Genomic DNA, 21,297 nt, shown 5'->3' on the forward strand with positions numbered 1-21,297 from the left:
TATTTTTAAAATTAGATTCGTTTTATATTCTTGATATCAGCAAATTTTTGTTGAAAAAAACTTTTCGGGGATTCTTCTCTGCATAAGCAAAAATCAACTGTTCAATGTATTGATTGCTTTTATAAGGCGTTGCATAATTTTTTACTTCTGAAGGATCCGTAATCGCAACATCTAACGGAATATATCCCATACCATAAAAATGACCGTTTTCTATCCAAATGCAACTGCGTTCGTGCGCTGTTCTTCCTTTTTCTATAATGGCAAAAGTGGGTCTGTTATTTTGTAAAAAATCAATAGCATTGTCGACTTGCTCATTGTGGAGGAAGGTATCCGGCAAATCTGTGATATCATTATTTTGAAATAGCTCTCCTTCTTCAGCTTTTGAATATTTGCAAAATCTATAATCAATTTCAAATCGTTCTGCTAAACCCCGCAGTATATTTGTGGCTTCGTGTAAACTACTGAAGTGCTCAATACACGACTGAAATTTATTGAGTTTCCCGATAGCCAGATACTTATATCCATTGCGGGCTTCATATTGATACAATCCAAATTTTGGTTCAAATCGCTTTAAAGCTCTATTGTAAGTAGGCCAAAGATGTTTGATTTCAGTACATTCCAACAGAAGTGCCATCAACTCGTTGCCACAAACTTCATAGGAAATGGAATAAATATCCCGTAAGAAATGTTGTCTTTGCGGATTGATATTATGGCCGCTGAAATGAGAAGCAACACGTTTTTTTATATTAACCGCTTTTCCCACGTAGATTACTTTTTTTACCTCATTGTAAAAATAATATACACCTGGTTTTTCCGGTAAATTATTAAAATCTTCCGGCGGAAGGTTAGGAGGTAAGCGCTGATCTTGTGCCGTGTTTTTGATCATTTGTTCGATATGACCTTCGTCGTCCCATTCGAGTAATCGCGAAAACAATATAGCAGTAGCTTCTGCATCGCCTCCGGCACGATGCCTGTTTTCTAAAGGAATGTCGAGCGAATTGCAAAGTTTTCCTAAACTATAGGAGGCAAAACCCGGTCTGATTTTTCTGGCTGCGCGAACGGTACATAACTTTCTGGCTGTCCATTTGAATCCGGATGCCTCAAGCTGGTGTCGAACAAACGAATAATCGAAATTGACATTATGAGCAACAAAGATCCGGTCGTTTAGCAATTCCATTACTTTTTCGGCAATATCATCAAAAATAGGAGCATTGGCTACCATTTCATTATTAATACCCGTTAAGGCAAAAATGGGAAGCGGTATTTCCTTCTGCGGATTTACGAGTGTCTCAAAGCGTTCTATTACTTTTTTGCCGTCGTGAATGACAATGGCAATTTCTGTAATGCAGCTGCCACTGGCGTTACCACCTGTGGTTTCAATATCGACTATGGCATATTCCTGCTTTTTCATCTTATTTGTATAACGTCTAACTTATTTCTTTTTAGTTTTCAGTCTCAGTGTACACTTTTTTAAGGACTGTTTATTTGGCTGAAAACGGTGTCGACTGCGATTGAAAACTAAAATTTCATTCGGTGTCGGGGTAAATTAATTTCATGTCTTTGCGGATAAGGCTCCCGATGTGTTGGACTGACATCTTCCTTAATCTGGCGCTGTGTTTTAAACTGATCTTTAGCATCCATATAACGAGGATCGGGAATAAAAGGCATTTTGGCCATTTTGGTTATGGTAATGGTTGGAAAATGATAATCGACTTCGACATTTCCTAGCAAAAGATAGCAGCCACCACCCTGAAAAGGATAGTTTGCGAGACTGTCCGGAAAATGTGCGGTGTCAAAATAAGTACCTTCATGATCGATCCAGGTGCCAAAATACATGGTTCCTTTTTTGGTTGGAACCTGTTTTCTTGAAATCAGATAAGCAAGCATACGAACCTGTTTTTTATGACAGGCTGTTAAATCCCGGGCCATAATATCACCACGATATTTGGTTTGCAAAAGATCAAAAACAGTACAGGAAACAGGAAAACTCAAGAGCTCAATCTCATCAAAGGCATCTTCATATAAAGAACGTTCTAAAGTTGGGAGTTTGTATTCTTTTACCGGTTCCTGTATCAGCCTCAGATTTCTGTTTTCGGGTTTGAAATTATTCAAAAGCAAACTGGCAACAACTAAAAGCTGATTTTTGGTTTTTCCTGTAAATCGAAAAGCATCTATAAAAATTAGAATTTTCATGTTTTCAATCCCGATAGGAATTCTGTTGATAAAATCCTCCAATGAAAGAAAAGCACCATTTTTCTCCCGCTCTGATTCGATCAAATGAGCTGTTTTGGATTCCAGACTCTGCACATGCATAAAGCCCAGATAAATGTCTGTACCGTATAAAGTAGTCTGATATTCGCTTTTATTCACACAAGGGTTGTGTATGCTTCCGCCTGACATACGCGCTTCGTGTACATAAACCTCGGTTCGGTAAAATCCGCCCTGATTGTTGATTACCGCCGTCATAAATTCTACAGGATAATAAACTTTCAGGAACAAGCTCTGATAACTTTCTACAGCATAAGAAGCCGAGTGTGCCTTGCAGAAAGAATATCCCGCAAAAGATTCAATCTGACGGTAGATCTCCTGACTCAGTATTTCGGGATGTCCTTTTTGAGCACAGCTGGCAAAAAAGTTGTCTTTTACTTTTTGCAAGGCTTCAAGGGATCTTCCTTTTCCGGACATCGCTCTACGCAGGATATCGCCATCTGCAGCGGGTAGTCCTCCATAATGTTGTGCAATTTTGATCACATCTTCCTGATAGACCATAATGCCGTAAGTTTCACCAAGCTGTTCCTTAAAAACGTCATGGAAATACTGAAACTGATTGGGGTTATTATGGCGAAAAATATATTCTTTCATCATTCCGGATTGTGCTACACCAGGGCGAATGATAGAGGAAGCGGCTACCAGAATTTTATAATTGTCGCAATTCAGTCGGCGTAGTAAACCGCGCATGGCAGGGCTTTCGATATAAAAACAGCCAATAGTGCGACCCTGAGCCAGATAAATGTTGCATAAAGCTTCGTCTTTAGAAATCGAAGTATTGCGAATATCAACTTTTATCCCTCTGTTTTTCTCGATGAGTTTTACACTGTCATCAATATGACCAATACCACGCTGACTTAAAATATCGAATTTTTCAAAACCGATCTCTTCGGCAATGTGCATGTCGAAAAGCACGATAGGAAAGCCTTTTGGAGGCATTTCTAATGGTGTATAATTTGTAATGGGTTCTTCGGAAATCAAAATACCACAGGCGTGCATACTGCGTTGATTGGGGTATTTGCTGAGCATCTGACCATAATACTGAACCTGTTTTACAATTTTATTGGTTTCATGAAGCTCCTCGGGATTTTTAGCCAGCATATCCAGTTCTTCTTTCGGAAGACCAAATACTTTTCCCACTTCTCTATAAATAGAACGGTATTTAAATTCGACATTGGTACCGCAAAAAGCCACATGATCTTTGCCGTATTTTCCGAAGATATATTCCAGAATTATATTGCGTTCCTGCCAGCTCCAATCAATATCAAAATCGGGAGGAGTTTTGCGGTTGAGGTTTAAAAAACGTTCAAAATATAAATCCAGTTCAATAGGGCAGATATCGGTGATTCCGAGACAATAGGCAATAATGCTGTTGGCACCGCTTCCGCGGCCAATATGCATAAAACCCTGACTGTTGCTGTACTGAATAATGTCCCAGGTGATTAAGAAATATCCGCTGAATTCTAATTCATCAATAACTTTTAGCTCTTTTTCGACGCGTTTTTTGGCTTCCTGATTCTCGTCTTCATAACGGTTTTTGAATCCTTTCCAAGCTAAATCAGTCAGTTTTTCTAAATCTTCCTGACGGCTATTAGTATAGAATTTTTTGTTTTTCGGAACTCCAAAATCATATTCAAAATTACAGGAATCAATAATTTTCTGAGTGTTGGATATAATTTCAGGATATTTTTCATAAAAAGGCAAAAGAGATTCCAAGGATTGCAGAATTTCAGAAGCTTTACAATAATCAGATTCAGTTAGTTTAGATAGAATAACATTAGTATCAATTGCCCGTAGAATTTTATGCAGATTGTGTTCTGTTTTAGTTCTAAAAGTAACAGGTTGAAAAACAACCATCTGATTCATTTTATTTTTGTGTTCGGATGTAAGAAGTCTGGAAACTTCTTCAGGACGAATACCGATGAATTCATTTTCGCGAAGAACTTCCGGAGCATTTTCTAAAGTATAAATCACGAAAACTGATTTAAATTCAGGTGCAATTGAAGGCAAAACTTCTCCGCTGAAATTATGATGGGTTAAGAAGCGGTTCATTTCGCCCAAACCTTCTGTATTTTGTGCCAGACCAATATATCTGAATTGATGACGGCATCGAAATTCCATTCCCACTAAGGGTTTAATTCCTTTTTCCTGACAGGCTTTTATAAAATCATAAATTCCGGTAACGGTATTAATATCTGTAAGTGCCATTGCTTTTATCCCACAAGAAACAGCCTGGCTAATCAATTCTTTAAGCGGAATTGTGCCATAACGTAATGAATGGAAGGAATGACAATTAAGATGCATTATTTGATACGTTTTAAAATTTCGTCTTTAGTATTGGGTTTAAAATGGGCTCCTGCGCAACGCATTACAGCATCATAGCCATAACGGTTTTTTATTCGGTCCATAGCGGCGTAGAGTGATAGCATTTCCTGAGTATCTTCAAAAAGATCAATTTGATAAGTTCCGCGTACGAGTCCGCTAAAGCGAATACCAATTAAGCGAAGCCGCATTCGGCGTTGGTAGACTTTATCAAATAATTCTGTTACATTTTTGGTCAGAATATGATCTGCTGAGGTATAGGCAATTTTAGATTGTTTGGTCTCGGTATCAAAATTGGCGTAACGTATTTTGACCGTAATGGTTGAGGTCAGCCATTGTTCGGCGCGAAGCTGGAAAGCCAGTTTTTCGACCATTCCTAAAAGTATTCTTTTGAGTTTTGCAATGTCAATCGTATCCTGAGAAAAAGTGGTTTCGGTAGATATTGATTTTCTTTCCGTATAAGGTTCAACAGGAGTGTGGTCGATTCCGTGTGCTTTTTTCCAGAGCTCCAGACCGTTTTTACCAATCATTTGCTGTAGCACCTCGGCAGGCATTTCGGCCAGCGTCTGAATTTTGCGAACGCCAATTCTGGACAAAAGCTGAAAAGTAACTGCTCCGACCATTGGAATTTTCTGAATCGATAAAGGATTTAAAAAGTCCTGTACATGCTGTTCCTGAATTTCAAGATTTCCTACCGGTTTGCCTTCTCCGGTTGCAATTTTAGAAACCGTTTTATTAATCGATAATGAAAAACTAATAGGCAGTCCGGTTTCTTTCATTACAGATTGGGCTAGCTCATTAGTCCATTTATAACTGCCGTGAAATTTATCCATTCCTGTAATGTCGAGATAAAATTCATCGATACTTGCTTTTTCTAAAACAGGTGCTTTTTCCTGAAGAATTTGTGTAACATCATGCGATAATTGCGAATACAACTCCATATCGCCTTTCATTACTTTTGCATCAGGACAGAGTTTTAATGCCATACGAATGGGCATAGCAGAACGGACTCCAAATTTACGGGCTTCATAAGAACAAGAGGCAACAACGCCACGATCACCACCTCCAATAATTAGAGGTAATCCTTGTAATTGTGAGTTGGTTAACCTTTCACAGGATACAAAAAAAGTATCCAGATCCATGTGTACAATTGCCCTTGCCATTTTCTTGTTTTTTGGAATAAACAAAATTAGTACAGATAATAACATTTTTCATATATTTGCTGTTCCAAATTATAACAAATTAATTATGTCCTTATTTTCAGACAACATCAGAGCATTAAGGGTTAAGCATAAAATATCGCAGGAGAAATTAGCTGAAAACCTGAGTATTACAAGAGGAAGATACGTGAAATACGAAGACGGAACTTCGGAAGCACCGTATGATATTTTAAAGAAAATCGCCTTGTATTTTCATACCAGTATCGATTTATTATTGTCAGTCGATATTCGGAAAATAAACATCGAAAATTTGATAAAACTCGAAGGGAATCGGCTTATTCTGCCTATTCAGGTTGATAATTTTGGAGAGAATTATATCGAAATTGTATCTCAAAGAGCAAAAGCCGGTTATCTGAATGGATATGCCGATCCGGAATATATTGAAAGTCTACAGCAGGTTTCTCTTCCGTTTTTAGGTCCTGGGAAACATCGCGGATTTCCGGTAGAAGGTGATTCGATGCCGCCACACGAAGACGGATCGATTATTATTGGTCGTTATGTGGAAAGGCTGGGAGAGGTGATGGACGGTAAAACGTATATCCTGATTACCAAAAATGAAGGAATGGTGTACAAGCGTTTGAACAAAAACAAAAAAAATAGTCTGGTTTTAGAATCAGATAATAGTTTTTACCCCAATTATGAAGTGAAAGCTTCTGATATTTTGGAGATTTGGGAATATGAGTGCAACATTGGCCGTTCGGACAAAAAGCAGCAATTGTCTGAAACGGAAAGCATGAAAGAACTGCTTCTTCAGGTTAAAAGAGAGGTGATGGAGATTAAGAATAACACTTCGAATACATAAGATTTCAGAATGAAGATTAACGATTTTTGATCTAAACCCAATTTATAATTGATAGCCGTTTGTCGGTCTGAGCGGAGTCGAAGACCTTTTGCGCCAGGAAGCCCTTCGACTCCGCTCAGGGAGACCATGATCAATAGGCATTTTTTTTAGCCACAGATTACACAGATTAGAAGGATTTTTTTTCGCCACGACCCGAGCGATAGCGAACGGATGAAGTAATTCACGAATTTTATTTAAGATCTAAACCCGATTTATAATTGATAGCCGTCTGTCGGTCTGAGCGGAGTCGAAGACCCTTTTGTGCCAGGAAGCCCTTCGACTCCGCTCAGGGAGACTATAGTCAATAAAAAAAACTAAAAAACCTTCACAAAACCCAATCCATATTGTTTACCATTATAAAAAGGCATTACCATAGAAGTGGATTTGTTTTCGGAAGAGGAATTAAATAATTTTTTGGTAATGTAGGGATTAATCCAATAGGCAATTTTAGTACTCAAAATCCCAATTCCGGCTCCGGCAGCAACATCCGTTAACCAATGACGGTTGTTGTATATTCTGAAAAGGCCCGTTCCGGTGGCTACGGCATAACCCGCAATTCCGTACCAAATTGATTTGTCTTTGTATTCCTGCCATAAAAATTCCGCTCCGGCAAAAGCAGTTGCGGTATGTCCTGAAGGGAAAGAGTTTTTTGAACTTCCGTCAGGTCTTTCTACATGTGAAATCGATTTTAAACCCAAGACAGTTGAAGCCATAATAACGTATGAAGTTACAAAAATGACAGAGCGATCACGCATATTATTTTTCCCCTTTACACCAAAAGCATTCAGGGCATAAACTGAGGCTGCAGGCGCGTATTGCGAGAAATCATCAATAGTGATTTTTTTATCAATGTCTTCAGTAACTTCATTTTTGATTTGATGATTAAAACTTAAGAGTTGGTCGCTTTCAAGTCCAATTACTCCATAACCAATTAAAACGCCCGGAATGATGAGCTGCTTGTAATTGAATTTTAATTGTTGTGAAGTACTGTCAACTTTCGTAATCGAATCATTTTGCTGTGCCTGAGCACCCAAAAAAACAAATAAAAATACCAGAGAAATCGTTTTGTAAAACATCTTTCGTTATTGTTAAAAGTTGCAATATTAACGTATGTATGCACGAAGTATTTTTGGTTTAACTGAACCTTAAGCGAATATTAACCTGCTGGCTTTAAAATAAATAATTGAATTAAGATTGACTAAATATTATGCCGATTTGGATGGTCACCCTGAGCGAAGTCGAAGGACCTTGTAGTAGAAAAGGTCTTCGACTTCGCTCAGACTGACGAATGTCGTAAAATTGAATTTGGCTGTTAACTAGGCGGATTAATAACGCAGATAAGATGGATTATTTTCACCGTATAAATAAAAAAATCCGTTTTTATCGGTTTAAATCTGTGTCATCCGCGTGCCATTCCAAAATGAGTACAAGTAATGGATCGTTATAAAATTGAATTTATCTAAACCTTGAGTGAAAACCAAAACGTACTTCCCAGGCCTAAATTACTCTCAACACCAATCGTTCCGTTTTGAGCTTCAATAAATTCTTTACTGATGGCGAGCCCCAATCCGGTTCCTGATTTCTGACTTCCCGGAATCTGAAAATATTTATCAAAAACTTTGTCTTTGTAGCGTGCATCAATTCCTTTTCCGGTATCAATAACCTGAAACGTAATCTGATCGTTTTCTTCTTTTAAGCGGATGATAATTGTGCTTTTTTCAGACGAGTAGGTGATTGCATTCGACAAATAATTAATCAAAACCCATCCTGTTTTTTCACTGTCGGCTTTTACATTTTGCAGATGTTCATTGGTCTCAACGATGAGTTTAATTTGCTTTTGCTCTGCCTGAATTTTTACCGCTTCGGTTGCATAATTTACAATGGCGTATGGATTGCTTTTTTCGATGTTTAACTGGATATTCCCGGTTTCTAATTGAGATAAATTAAGCAATTCACCCGTGATTTTCAATAAACGCTGACTGTCTTCTTTAATGCTTTCAACGAGTTGTTTCTGATCGTCGTTCATCTCGCCCGTTTTATTATTCTGAAGCAATTGAAGGCTCAGTTTTATAGACGCAATCGGTGTTTTTAATTCGTGTGAAACGGTTGCAATAAAATTAGTTTTTGCAAAATCGAGTTCTTTAAATAAGGTAATATTTCGAAGGATGATAACATCTCCAATATTAATTTCCTTTTCTTCGCCTGTTGGAGTTATGGTAATATTGATCGTTTCTTTATCAAAATAGCTTTCTTTTCCGTGGGCAAAAATCTTCATCGGCTGTTTTTTCTGAGAATCATTTGCCGTTTCTTTCAGAATCAAAGAGCGAATCAAATCATTGGAAACTGCCAAAGCAGAAGCGGATTGACCGATAACATATTCCAGTTTCATTCCGATAATTTTCAGGGCTTCATCATTCACAAACAAAATAACACCTTCATGGTCTAAGCCAATAATGGGATCGTGCATGTTATTGATGAGGGTTTCCAGTCGTTTTTTCTCGAAGAATAATTTGTACAAACTACTATTGTTGTATTCCTGGAGTTTTTGCGCCATGGTATTAAAGGATTTTGCCAGATCACCGTATTCGTTGTGATTGGTAAAATGCACCCGTTCGGAATAATTTTTATTGGCAATTTCTTTAATACTCTGCGTTAATTCTTTAATTGGATTGGCAATATTATTGGGCAGATTTACCAGTAAATTGAAGGCGATTAAAAAGCAGAGCGTTCCCACAATGGCAATCCATAAATTAGCATTTTCGGCGGTATGTTTGGCAATATCGCTTTTTTGTTTGATGGCATCCAGATTGAGTTTCATAATCGAAAAAATATCCTGTCTGATTTGCGCCTTCACCGTTTCGTTAGAACCGTTTTTTTCTAAAAGGGCAAAGTCATTTTCCAGTTTAGCAGTGGCTTCTTTTTCTCCGGGTTCTGTAACATTGCGGGTTTGTTTCTCCAGATATTCCTTAAAAGTATGAATCGTACTATCACTATTCACTTTGATTTCATCTAGTGACAAAATCATATTTCTGGAATATTCCAGCGTATTGTAATTTGCTTTCAGAATATTTTCAGTATCTGCTTTTATCAAAAACACAGCATATCCGCTCACTAATGAGAGTATAATAATCATTAAAAATAACAATCCGACTCCCAGATTCAATTTGGTTTTAATTCTCATATTTTATTTTTTCTAGTAAAAAGGTAGTTGTGAAATGTAAAATGTATTTCACAAAAACATCTCACATCTCACATTTTACATAAAACATTTCACGATAATATAACAAGATCCACATTTGATAAAGACAGACTATTTAACAAACGTCTGAAAATGGTTGTAGACAAAATTACTTTAAATAAATTTAAATGTGGTTTTCCAATACAAACCGTTGTAATATGTTTTTCTTCAACAGTCATTAAAATGGCGTCGGCAATATTTTGGTTCTCTGTTTTAATAACTTCGGCACCCAGCTGAACAGCCAGTTTAAAATTATTAATCAAATGCCGTTGTTTGTCTAACGCAATTTTGGTGCTGCTTTCTTTGGGAGTTTCTACATACAAAACATACCAGGATCCGTTGTAATAACTAGCCAGACGTGCCGCTTTTCTGATTACAATTTTGGCTGTTTTATCGTTGCTGCTAATACAGGCCAGTAATTTTTCATGCCTTAAAGCATGCAGTTGAGGTACTTCGTTCTCTACTTTTCGCACTACCTGACTGGCTACTTCTTTCAAAGCCAATTCGCGCAGTTGTAAAATTTGTTCCGATTTGAAAAAATTAGCCAAAGCGGTCTGAATTTTATCTGCCGTATAAATTTTTCCTTCTTTCAGACGGGCAATCAAATCTTCAGAGGTTAAATCGATGTTTACAACTTCGTCGGCCAATCGTAAAACATTGTCTGGAATACGTTCCTGAACATCAATGCTTGTGATGCGTTTAACGTCTTCATTTAAACTTTCAATATGTTGAATATTTACTGCCGATATCACATTGATTCCGGCTTCCAGAATTTCCAAAACATCCTGCCAGCGTTTTTCATTTTTGCTTCCTTCAACGTTGGTGTGTGCGAGTTCATCGACAATTACAACTTCGGGTCTAAGGTTGATAATCGCCTGTACATCCAGTTCTTCCAGCTCTTTCCCTTTATAGAAAATGGTTCGCCGTGGAATCACAGGCAAACCAGATAAAAGCTCATGCGTTTCTTTTCGCATATGCGTTTCGATGTAACCAATTTTTACATCAATTCCATTTCTTAAGAGTGAATGTGCTTCCTGCAGCATCCGATAGGTTTTACCCACACCGGCACTCATTCCGATGTAGATTTTGAATTTTCCCTTTCGTGATTTCTGAATTAAATCGAGAAAGTGCTGTGCATTATTTTCTTTTTCCATATTTTTTGCTTTAAGCAATAAGCAGTAGGCAATAAGCAGTAGCACGAAAGCTTACTGCTTAAAGCCTATAGCCTAAAGCTAAAAAGAAATCGCCAGCGAAGTCGTTACAAACGCGTTCGTATTCGTTGGGAGATTGTTTTTTGTAAATATTTCATCTTTACTGGAAAGATTTCTTGCTTCTAATCTAAACATTACATTATCAGTCACTAAGTAATCAAAGTTAGCTGAAAATCCGTAAGTTTTAAAACCATTTGGAGTTTCTGTGGCAATAATTACTCCTTTTTCATCACTGTAATATTCGCCACGGGCTGCCAGCTGAATTTTATCAGTAGGTTTGTATTGGACAATCAAAATCGGAGAAAACCAGGTGTCGTATTTGTTACTGTTTTTAGCCGACTGTTGTGTTCCAATATCAAAACCAGCTGTAATATTTGTTTTATCCGTTACTTTAAATTGTCCGTAGAAATTATTAAAGTAACGCCATTTTTTGTCGATATCCGGTTGTTCATTTCCAACATAAGTGCTCCAGTTTAAAACCACTTTGTCTGTTGGTTTGTAGGTAACCTGAGTTCCAAAAGCCGGAGTTTGATTGCCTTCTACTTTTTGGATACGCTGCCAGCCGTTTAAATACATACCGGCTAAATACCATTCTCCGGACTCCGAAGTGTAGCCAATTTTAACTCCAGTTTCATAATAAGGAGAGTTTTCAGCCAGAATACTTCTGGTTAGATTTTGACAATCTTTTCCGATAGCACTTTCAAAACCAAGATGCGAAGGCATGATTCCCGCATCGACCCATAAGTTATGAGAAGAGGAAATCTTCACCCCCACATTTGCTTCATATACATTTTTTAACAAACCCTGTTCGGCAGCCAGGTTGTACTCGGCGTAAGTCCCGGCCATCAGGGCAAAATTCCCACGAACATTGCCTTTGCTGTAGTTCACTTTTGCTAATCCTAAATTGATATTCATTTCATTACTTCTATTGTAGTTGTAAATAAATCCCGGACGAGTATGATTATCCGGTTTTGCGAAATCATAGCTGTAATAAACGTCTACATATCCTGAAAATGTAAACGGACTTTTAGATTCTTCCTGAGCGTGTAAATTGCTAAAACCAAAAGCGATTAAAGCAGTAAGTATTGTTTTTTTCATTTCTGTGGTATTCAATTATTTATTTAGTAGATTTTTTTTAGGAGCTAATCCCGCTATCCACTGCAATCTTTTGTGTCCGCCGCCGCGGACACAAAAGGATTTCCGTTTCTATCGGGGCTAGGGTATTTGGGGCAAAAAGGGGGGGTATTATAATCGATTTTATATCCTAACAGGTTTCCAAAAACTGTTCGAAGAAAAACCTTAGAACCTTAGTATCTCAGTACCTTTATTTCAATTGATCAAGAGCAATGTTAAGTTCCAGAACATTAACCGTTGATGGTCCTACAACAGCGGTATTGATTTTAGATGCTACCAAAGCTTTCACTTTAGCTTCGTCTAATTTTCTTTCTTTGGCAATACGTTTTACCTGAATCAAAGCACCTTGTGGTGAAACATTCGGATCTAAACCGCTTCCTGAAGCTGTAACCATATCTGCAGGAATCTCAGATTTTTTCAAATATGGATGAACGATTAAAAATGTATCCACTCTTTTTTGAACCAAAGCAAGATATTCCGCATTGCTTGGTCCTTTATTGCTTCCGGCACTTCCGGCGGCATTATAATCTACAGCCGAAGGTCTTCCCCAGAAATAATTGGATTTATCGAATTTCTGACCAATTTTTTGGTACCCTACCACTTTTCCGTTAACCGAAATGGTTTCTCCTTTTCCTTGATTTGGAGCAAATTGAGCGATTCCGTAGATTGCCAGAGGATAAATAACGGCAAATAGAATTACGGTGATCAGTGTAAGTTTTAATAGTGAAAGTATATTTTTCATTTTTTTATTTTTTAAGTTTCTGAGACGCTAAGTCTCTAAGATGCTAAGGAAAAAACTCAGAATCTTAGCAGCTTAGTTTCTTAGTAACTTCATGTTTACATAAATAGAGCAACAACTATATCAATTAACTTAATTCCGATAAAAGGCACAAGCAAACCGCCTAAACCATAGATCAATAAGTTTCTTTTTAAGATCGCACTTGCTCCGATTGGTTTATAATCAACACCTCTTAAGGCTAATGGAATCAATATTGGAATAATGATAGCATTAAAAATTACGGCCGATAAAATAGCACTTTCCGGACTGTGCAGACGCATGATATTTAAACCTTCCAATGCCGGGATTGCCGTGATGAAAAGAGCAGGAACAATAGCAAAATATTTCGCTACGTCATTGGCAATGGAGAAAGTGGTTAAAGTTCCTCGAGTCATTAATAGCTGTTTTCCAATTTCGATGATCTCGATTAATTTCGTTGGATCATTGTCAAGATCCACCATGTTTCCGGCTTCTTTAGCGGCCTGTGTTCCGCTGTTCATGGCAACACCCACGTTAGCTTGTGCAAGAGCAGGAGCATCGTTGGTTCCGTCACCCATCATGGCTACCAGTTTACCCAGATTTTGTTCGTTTTTAATGTAGTTCATTTTATCCTCAGGTTTTGCTTCGGCGATAAAATCATCAACACCGGCAGCCTCGGCAATAAACTTCGCAGTAAGCGGATTATCTCCGGTTACCATTACCGTTTTAACTCCCATTTTTCTCAAACGGTCAAAACGTTCTTTCATTCCCGTTTTAATAATATCCTGTAATTCGATAACCCCTTGAACCTGATTGTCTTTAATAACTACCAGTGGTGTTCCTCCTTTAGAAGAAATATCAATTACTTTTTGAGCAATATCTTCCGGGAAAGAGTTTCCGGCCTGAAGTGCAATGTTTTTTGCAGCATCCTGAGCTCCTTTTCTAATATTGGTACCGTCTTTTAAAACAACTCCGGAAGTTCTGGTTTCTGCGGTAAACTTAATTAAAGTAGCACCTTCAATAGATAATTTATTGGCAAGTTCGGCTCCAGCCAATTCCACGATACTTTTTCCTTCCGGAGTGTCATCTGCCAATGAACTTAGCACGGCAGATTTTATAAAATCTTCTTCTGAAACACCTTTCGCAGGATAAAAATTCGTTGCTTTTCTGTTTCCTATGGTGATGGTTCCGGTTTTATCCAAAAGTAAAACGTCAATATCTCCGGCAGTTTCAACTGCTTTTCCTGATTTTGTAATAACGTTAGCACGCAACGCTCTGTCCATACCCGCGATACCAATAGCTGAAAGCAAACCACCAATTGTAGTTGGAATTAAACAGACAAATAAAGAGATGAAAGCAGCAATTGTGATAGGTGCATTTGCATAATCTGCGAATGGTTTTAAAGTCACACAAACAATTACGAAGATCAAAGTAAAGGCAGCCAGTAAAATCGTCAAAGCAATTTCATTTGGTGTTTTCTGACGGCTTGCACCTTCTACCAGAGCAATCATTTTGTCCAAAAAGCTTTCGCCGGGTTCAGACGTTACAATTACTTTTATTTTGTCTGATAATACTTTTGTTCCACCGGTTACAGAGGATTTATCACCACCGGCTTCTCTAATTACAGGGGCACTTTCTCCTGTAATGGCACTTTCGTCTATAGTAGCCAATCCTTCGATAATTTCACCGTCAGTGGCAATTAAATCACCCGCTTCGCAAATGAAGATGTCTCCTTTTTTCAATTCAGAAGAACTGATGTTTTTGATTTCTCCATTAGGTAAAATTTGTCGGGCCGGAGTTTCTTCACGTGTTTTTCTTAAACTGTCGGCTTGTGCTTTTCCTCTGGCTTCAGCAATAGCTTCAGCAAAATTGGCAAACAATAAAGTGGCCAGTAAAATTAAAAATACAATTAAGTTGTAAATGAAACTACCCTGATCTGCAGCTCCCATTAAAATGGAAACACAAACAGCAAACATAATGGCAGTTCCTATTTCTACGGTAAACATTACCGGATTTTTGATCATCAATTTTGGATTAAGCTTTACAAAAGACTGCACCAAGGCTTCTTTTACCTGTTTGCTTTCAAACAATGATGTGGATTTATTATGAGTCATTTTTCTTTGTGTAAAATGTTATTTGTGAAATGTTATTTGTGAGATGTAAGATGTAAAATGTTAATTGTGAATACGATTTCATTTTACACCTCATATTTCACATTTTTTACATTGTAAAGTATTCTGCTAATGGACCTAGAGCCAACGCCGGGAAGAATGATAAAGCAGCGATAATTGCGATTACGGCAAAAACCATTATTCCAAAAATTGTAGTATCCGTTTTTAAAGTTCCTGCACTTTCCGGGATGTATTTTTTACCTGCCAGTAAACCTGCGATAGCCAATGGTCCAACGATTGGAATAAAACGGCTTAACAATAAAACAATTCCTGTAGTGATATTCCAAAACGGATTATTATCTCCTAAACCTTCAAAGCCTGAGCCATTGTTGGCTGCACTTGAAGTATACTCGTATAACATTTCTGAGAATCCGTGATTTCCGGGATTGTTAAGCCAGCCTGTTGCGTTTCCGCTAAACCACCATCCCATTGCCGTATCGTTTGCCGCAAAATAAGAAGCTAAAGCAGTTCCGGATAAGATCAATAGTGGGTGAAGGATAGCAATAAAAGCGGCAATCTTAACTTCACGGGCTTCGATTTTCTTTCCTAAAAATTCAGGTGTTCGTCCTACCATCAATCCTGAAATAAATACAGCAAGAATAATGAAGATATAGAAGTTCAGAATACCAACACCACAACCACCGTAGAAGGCATTTACCATCATGGCAAGCAATTCCATAGCTCCTGAAACCGGCATTGAACTGTCGTGCATGCTATTTACAGAACCTGTAGAAATTACCGTTGTAGCAATACTCCAGAAGCCTGAAATGGCAGGTCCTAAACGAACCTCTTTTCCTTCCATTGCTCCGGTTGTCTGAGCAATTCCCATTTTCTCAATAGCTGGATTTCCGTTCATCTCGCTTATTACCGTGGGGATAACAAGCAAGAGGAATCCAACCGTCATAACGCCAAAAATAACATAAGATAATTTTCTTTTTTTCAGATAAAAACCTAAAGCGAAAATCATGGCAAACGGAACAATCAATTGTGCCCATAATTCAACCGCATTACTAAAATAGGTTGGGTTTTCCAGCGGATGTGATGAATTGGCTCCAAAAAAACCACCACCGTTTGTACCAATATGTTTAATAGCAATAAAGGCAGCAGCAGGTCCGCGGGAAACTTCTACCTTATCACCTTGTAAAGTTGTAATAGCATCTTTTCCTTCAAACGTCATAGGAGTTCCGCTAAACAATAGAGCAACTGCTACAATAGCCGAAAGAGGTAATAAAATACGTGTACAGCTTTTGATGAAATAATTGTAAAAGTTACCCAGTTTTTCAGTTGTTCTTTCCTTCATTGCAGTGAAAACCATTGCAGCTGCGGCCAGTCCTACACCCGCAGAGACAAATTGAAGAAACATTAGGAACATTTGTGACAGATAAGAAACACCGCTCTCTCCTGAATAATGCTGTAAATTACAATTGACAACAAATGAAATGGCAGTATTAAAAGCCAGATCCGGACTCATAGACGGGTTGTTATCGGGATTTAAAAACAATGATCCCTGGAACAATAAAATAAAGAAGCAAAGAAAGAACCAAATCATGTTAATACCTAAAAGAGCTTTTAAGTGTTGTTTCCAGTTCATTTCTTCAGTGGAATTGATACCACTGATTTTAAAGATAATTTTTTCAATTGGATTGAAAATTGGGTCAAAAAGTGTTTTGTCACCTAAATAAACTTTAGCAATATATTTTCCTATTGGAATGGCTAAAACTATCGTGATGATAAAAATACCAATGACACCTAGTAACTCTGTATTCATATTTTGTTTGTTAGAAATTAAATAAAGTTTAAGCTTTTACAAATACATGATAAGTATGATAAAGGCTAATGTCCAAGCCATGTAAACAGATACCAGAAATATTTTTTTGGATTGTGACTTTTTCATTTTTTTAGAATTTTTCGGGTTTGATTAATACGTAAACCAAATAGCCAAAAACGGCGATCGAAATAATAAATAGTGCTGTCATGATTTAGATTTTTTCAAAAAATTCAACAGATTTGAAACAGATGCCAAAGAGCAGGGCTCCCAGTGCAAGTAAAAGAAAGGTGATTAACATAGATTATTGGATTATTAGATTTGTTATTTGTGAGATGTTAGTTGCAAGTATGATTTCATTTTACAGTTCACATCTTATTTTTTGCATTTTGCCGAAATCAGACTCCTGAAGTATTAATTTGTCTGATATATTCTGCTCTAAGCGTTTGTGGAAAAAGATGTGAGATATTGCAGTGACGCATTTCCATAAAAGAAGAAACAGAGAAAACATATACATTTGAAATAGCGTTCTTAGTTTCTATACTTCCGTTGATGAATAGGCGTTCAGCAAGAGCCAGACATTTTTTTGCCCGAACAATATTGCCGGATATAATTGATTTTTTAGTTATCTCAGCAAAGCGTTCTGCTTGTTTGTAGATTGAAGTGACTTGATTTTTCATCAGAATGAATTTTTGTGTTCTTCCCTCTTATGCCAAAAGTCAGACCTAAATTGTAAAGGAATAGGTAAGGCGTTGCTGATAAACGAATTACGGGTTTGTGCCAAAAATGAGGCATAAAAAAAGCCTATCAAAATGATAAGCTTTTATTGAAATGATAAGGAAATTTTAAGTTGCTTGTGAAGCGTGAAAAGTAAAAAGTGAGGTGTAAAAGGTAAAATAGGATATTTAAAGAGTAAAAGGTCAGAATTTCACAAATCGCATTTCACATTATCACATTACTACTGGATCCCATACTCGTCTAATTTTCGGTACAAAGTTGCAATGCCAATTTCGAGTAAACGGGCGGTTTCGGCTTTATTTCCTTTGGTATAATTTAATACCTTCTGAATGTGTAGTTTTTCAATACTCTGCATCGAAAAGGCCGACATTTGCTTAGTGTTTTTCTCTGTTTCCTGTTGCATTTCGTATGGTAAAACAGCTGAGGTCAGCGTATCGTCACTGCTTAAAATAACCGACCTTTCGATAATGTTCTTAAGTTCACGAATATTTCCCGGCCAGGAATAATGTTCTAATTTTTGGATAAAATCATCACTTATTTGTAATGTCTTTTTATTCGTTTTCTCAGAGAATTGTTTGACAAAAGTATGTGTTAAAAGCGCAATATCTTTTATTCTTTCACGTAAAGGCGGAAGTGTAATCTCAAAAATGTTTAGACGGAAATACAAATCCGAACGAAAACGATGTTCTTCGCTTTCTGCTTTTAAATCTCTGTTTGTTGCGGCAATCAGTCTGAAATTTGATTTCTTTGGAGTGGTATCTCCAAGCGGAATGTACTCGCTGGTTTCTAAAACACGCAATAATTTGGCCTGCAGTTCAATAGGCATTTCCCCAATCTCATCCAGAAATAAGGTACCGCCATTGGCCTCTTCAATAAAACCTTTTTTATCTTTTAAAGCTCCCGTAAAAGCACCTTGTTTATGTCCGAAGAGCTCACTTTCGAGAATTTCTTTGCTGAAAGTACTGCAGTTTAAAGCGACAAAAGATTTACCTGTACGATTACTGTTTTCGTGAATAGCTTGTGCAAAAACCTCTTTTCCGGTGCCGGTTTCTCCGGTTAGTAAAACAGTCGAGTCCGTTTTAGCTACTTTTTTGGCTAAATCGATCACCTGTTCAATCCCTTTTGATTTTCCGATGATGGTACTGAAAGAGTATTTATCCCCGATGCGTTTTTCAAGCTGTTTTACCTTTTTTTGCAAATGCACTTTTTCGACAGCTTTATAGAGTAGTGGAATAATTTTATCATTATCGTCACCCTTTACAATATAGTCGAAAGCACCATTTTTCATAGCCTGAACGCCATCCGGAATATTCCCGAAAGCGGTAAGTAAAATCACTTCAATTAAAGGGAAGCTGGTTTTTATATTCTGCAAAAAGTCAACGCCATTTCCGTCAGGCAATTTTACATCACATAAAACGACATCAATATCAGTTTGTTCGAGTTTTTTAAAACCCGATTTCAAATCTTTGGCCTCAATAACTTCAAATCCTTCCGATTTAATAATGCGTGCGAGCAGACTTCTTAGTTTTTCTTCGTCGTCTATAATTAAAATTTTATGTGTCATTTGGGGATATTGTTAAAGCGGGGAGTTAATTTCGAGATACAAATTTACTCTTTAAATCTTTTGACTTACGTATTGTGGGATAAATTTGAAGAAAAAAAGGAGGGATGAATTCAGGTTTAAAAAGTAAAGCTTCCTGTTTTTTCTGAAATTGCTCCAGCGGAGTAAAATGTTTCTGGGAAATGTAATTTTCAGGTATCAAAAAAGCTCCAGAGGAGCGAAATATAAATTTTTTGTGATGTTCCTGAATGAAGTGAAATATTTTTATAGATATAGAATCGATGTCTCTATTAGTTAAAAGCAATTATGCTAAGAGATTATTGAAAATTGTATTTATTATAGTGTTCTGTTCTTACGAAAGAAATATTATAAATCTATTAACAACAGAAAGCAAAAGGTATCCATGTAAATGAAGTAGTTTTGTATTCTAGCATTTTTTTATATGAAAAACCCAATTTCAGTCTCATTATTAGAGCTCGCTATCATCACTCAGGATAGCAATGCCAAAGAAACATTTCAAAAAACAAAAGAAATAGCGCAACTAGCAGATAATTTAGGATACAAGCGATTTTGGCTTGCAGAACATCACAATATGGCACATGTTGCCAGTTCGGCTACGGTGGTGTTAATTGGTTATATTGCCAGTCAGACTCAAAATATTCGCGTAGGTTCCGGCGGAATCATGCTGCCCAATCATTCTCCTTTAATAGTAGCAGAGCAATTCGGAACCTTGGAAATACTTTATCCGGGCAGAATCGATTTAGGTTTAGGAAGAGCGCCCGGTACAGATCAACCAACGGCTGAAGCTATTCGAAAAGATTTCTTTGAACAGGCACAGCGGTTTCCGCAAAACGTAACCAAACTTCAGGATTACTTCTCGGAAGAAAATGCAACAGCAAAAGTACGAGCATTCCCGGCCGAAGGAACAAATGTTCCTATCTGGATTTTAGGTTCAAGTATGGATAGTGCTGCCCTTGCTGCTGCTTATGGATTGCCTTATGCATTTGCAGGACATTTTGCACCGCGACAAATGATACAGGCGTTTGAATTCTATCGTGAAAATTTTCAGGCATCAGATACATTGGATAAGCCTAAAACCATGGCGTGTGTCAATATAGTTGCCGCAGATACCAACGAAGAAGCGGAAAGATTGTCTACAAGTCTCTATCAGATGTTTTTAAATTTAATCCGAAACGACCGCAAAGGATTACAACCACCTGTAGATTCCCTTGATGATATTATGAGTGAAGAAGAACGCTTCCATGTGAATCAAATGACAGCCTGTACTTTTACCGGAGATAAAATACAGCTGGAGGCAGATCTTAAAAAGTTTATCAATTATGCACAGATCGACGAGTTAATGGTAACCAGTCCAATATTCGATCGTCAGGCTAAGCTTAAAAGTATTCAAATTACAAAAGAAGTAATCGATAGCCTAAATAAATAACTACATATATATAATAGTAGATTTTTTTATTGTACTTATATATTTACAACCCGACAGGTTTTCAAAACCTGTCGGGTTTGTTTTTTTTACTACCTACATATAAGGAGTGCTTCTGTCCAGCTGAGCGAAAATGCAAGAAAAGTAGTTTCTGTCCATCTGAGCGAAGTCGAAGCTTGGTATTTGAGGTTCTATACTATATATAAGGAGTGATTCTGTCCAGCTGAATATTAAGATTAGTTTCTGTCCAGCTGAGCGAAGTCGAAGCTTTATCCCGCTATCCGCTGCAATCTTTTGCTTTTTAAAGAAAAAAGCAAAAGGATTTCCACTACTATCGGGGCTAGGGTATGGGTTTTCAAAAGAAATAAGACAAGAAAAACAAAAACTTCGCGCCTTTGCGTCTTTGCGAGATTAAAAGAAGCCAGTAAAAATGGGGCTTTGTATCTAAGAGTTTTATTTGAACGAAGAAAAATCTTTCAAAACTAAAAACAGAACAAAACGTAAAAGAAGAGTTATCAGGGTGTTAAGATAAAGTTTTGAAAAAGATTAAAAATAAGTTTAAAAAAAGCTTGTAAAAGCGGATAAAGTGACTACTTTTGCACCCGCAACAGCGATAAACGTTCACTG

At 37.2% G+C, this 21,297-nt stretch carries 15 protein-coding genes; 2 read left to right on the top strand and 13 right to left on the bottom strand.

All coding sequences use genetic code 11. The features are described from left to right. Positions 1-22 precede the first annotated feature (22 nt). The 3 genes from C245_RS0111530 to dinB all read right to left on the bottom strand — a co-directional run bounded on the left by C245_RS0111530 (position 23) and on the right by dinB (position 5,753). On the bottom strand, positions 23-1,411 hold the full coding sequence (locus C245_RS0111530) for an exonuclease domain-containing protein (RefSeq protein WP_017496749.1): 1,389 nt from the start codon (positions 1,409-1,411) through the stop codon (positions 23-25). A gap of 107 nt (positions 1,412-1,518) precedes the next feature. Beyond that, a complete protein-coding gene (locus C245_RS0111535) occupies positions 1,519-4,572 on the bottom strand; it encodes a DNA polymerase III subunit alpha (RefSeq protein ID WP_017496750.1) in 3,054 nt (1,017 codons plus the stop codon). Further along, positions 4,572-5,753, bottom strand: coding sequence for a DNA polymerase IV (gene dinB, locus C245_RS0111540; protein ID WP_026110018.1), 1,182 nt, complete (start codon positions 5,751-5,753; stop codon positions 4,572-4,574). The genes C245_RS0111535 and dinB overlap by 1 nt, the downstream gene beginning before the upstream one ends. A gap of 85 nt (positions 5,754-5,838) precedes the next feature. On the opposite strand from dinB, the gene C245_RS0111545 reads away from it, so the two are divergent. Next, a complete protein-coding gene (locus C245_RS0111545; protein WP_026110019.1) occupies positions 5,839-6,612 on the top strand; it encodes a LexA family transcriptional regulator in 774 nt (257 codons plus the stop codon). Between the two features lie 353 nt (positions 6,613-6,965). On the opposite strand, the gene C245_RS0111550 is transcribed toward C245_RS0111545, so the two are convergent. From C245_RS0111550 to C245_RS0111590, 10 genes are all read right to left on the bottom strand, one after another. After that, complete coding sequence (locus C245_RS0111550; protein ID WP_017496753.1) at positions 6,966-7,727, bottom strand: phosphatase PAP2 family protein; 762 nt, start codon at positions 7,725-7,727, stop codon at positions 6,966-6,968. Between the two features lie 383 nt (positions 7,728-8,110). Beyond that, positions 8,111-9,832, bottom strand: a complete 1,722-nt coding sequence (locus tag C245_RS0111555) for an ATP-binding protein (protein WP_017496754.1) — start codon at positions 9,830-9,832, stop codon at positions 8,111-8,113. A gap of 89 nt (positions 9,833-9,921) precedes the next feature. Further along, entirely contained in the window at positions 9,922-11,043 is a 1,122-nt protein-coding gene (locus C245_RS0111560; protein WP_026110020.1) for a histidine kinase, read from the bottom strand. A gap of 78 nt (positions 11,044-11,121) precedes the next feature. Then, positions 11,122-12,198: a porin gene (locus C245_RS0111565; RefSeq protein WP_017496756.1), complete on the bottom strand. Its 1,077-nt coding sequence runs from the start codon at positions 12,196-12,198 to the stop codon at positions 11,122-11,124. A gap of 226 nt (positions 12,199-12,424) precedes the next feature. Then, positions 12,425-12,976: a K(+)-transporting ATPase subunit C gene (locus tag C245_RS0111570; RefSeq protein WP_017496757.1), complete on the bottom strand. Its 552-nt coding sequence runs from the start codon at positions 12,974-12,976 to the stop codon at positions 12,425-12,427. A gap of 95 nt (positions 12,977-13,071) precedes the next feature. Further along, positions 13,072-15,105, bottom strand: coding sequence for a potassium-transporting ATPase subunit KdpB (gene kdpB / locus C245_RS0111575; protein ID WP_026110021.1), 2,034 nt, complete (start codon positions 15,103-15,105; stop codon positions 13,072-13,074). Positions 15,106-15,211: 106 nt separating this feature from the next. Further along, entirely contained in the window at positions 15,212-16,930 is a 1,719-nt protein-coding gene (kdpA, locus tag C245_RS0111580) for a potassium-transporting ATPase subunit KdpA (RefSeq protein WP_017496759.1), read from the bottom strand. A 130-nt stretch (positions 16,931-17,060) separates the two neighbouring features. After that, positions 17,061-17,138: a K(+)-transporting ATPase subunit F gene (kdpF, locus tag C245_RS24020; protein ID WP_072975519.1), complete on the bottom strand. Its 78-nt coding sequence runs from the start codon at positions 17,136-17,138 to the stop codon at positions 17,061-17,063. A 187-nt stretch (positions 17,139-17,325) separates the two neighbouring features. After that, positions 17,326-17,607, bottom strand: a complete 282-nt coding sequence (locus tag C245_RS0111585; RefSeq protein WP_017496760.1) for a hypothetical protein — start codon at positions 17,605-17,607, stop codon at positions 17,326-17,328. A gap of 278 nt (positions 17,608-17,885) precedes the next feature. Further along, on the bottom strand, positions 17,886-19,229 hold the full coding sequence (locus C245_RS0111590; protein ID WP_017496761.1) for a sigma-54 dependent transcriptional regulator: 1,344 nt from the start codon (positions 19,227-19,229) through the stop codon (positions 17,886-17,888). Positions 19,230-19,668: 439 nt separating this feature from the next. Between C245_RS0111590 and C245_RS0111600 the strand changes: the two genes are divergently transcribed. Next, positions 19,669-20,673, top strand: coding sequence for an LLM class flavin-dependent oxidoreductase (locus tag C245_RS0111600; protein ID WP_017496763.1), 1,005 nt, complete (start codon positions 19,669-19,671; stop codon positions 20,671-20,673). Positions 20,674-21,297: the final 624 nt, after the last annotated feature.

This window comes from Flavobacterium sp. WG21 (genome assembly GCF_000335775.1).
Taxonomy (GTDB): Bacteria; Bacteroidota; Bacteroidia; order Flavobacteriales; family Flavobacteriaceae; genus Flavobacterium; species Flavobacterium tructae.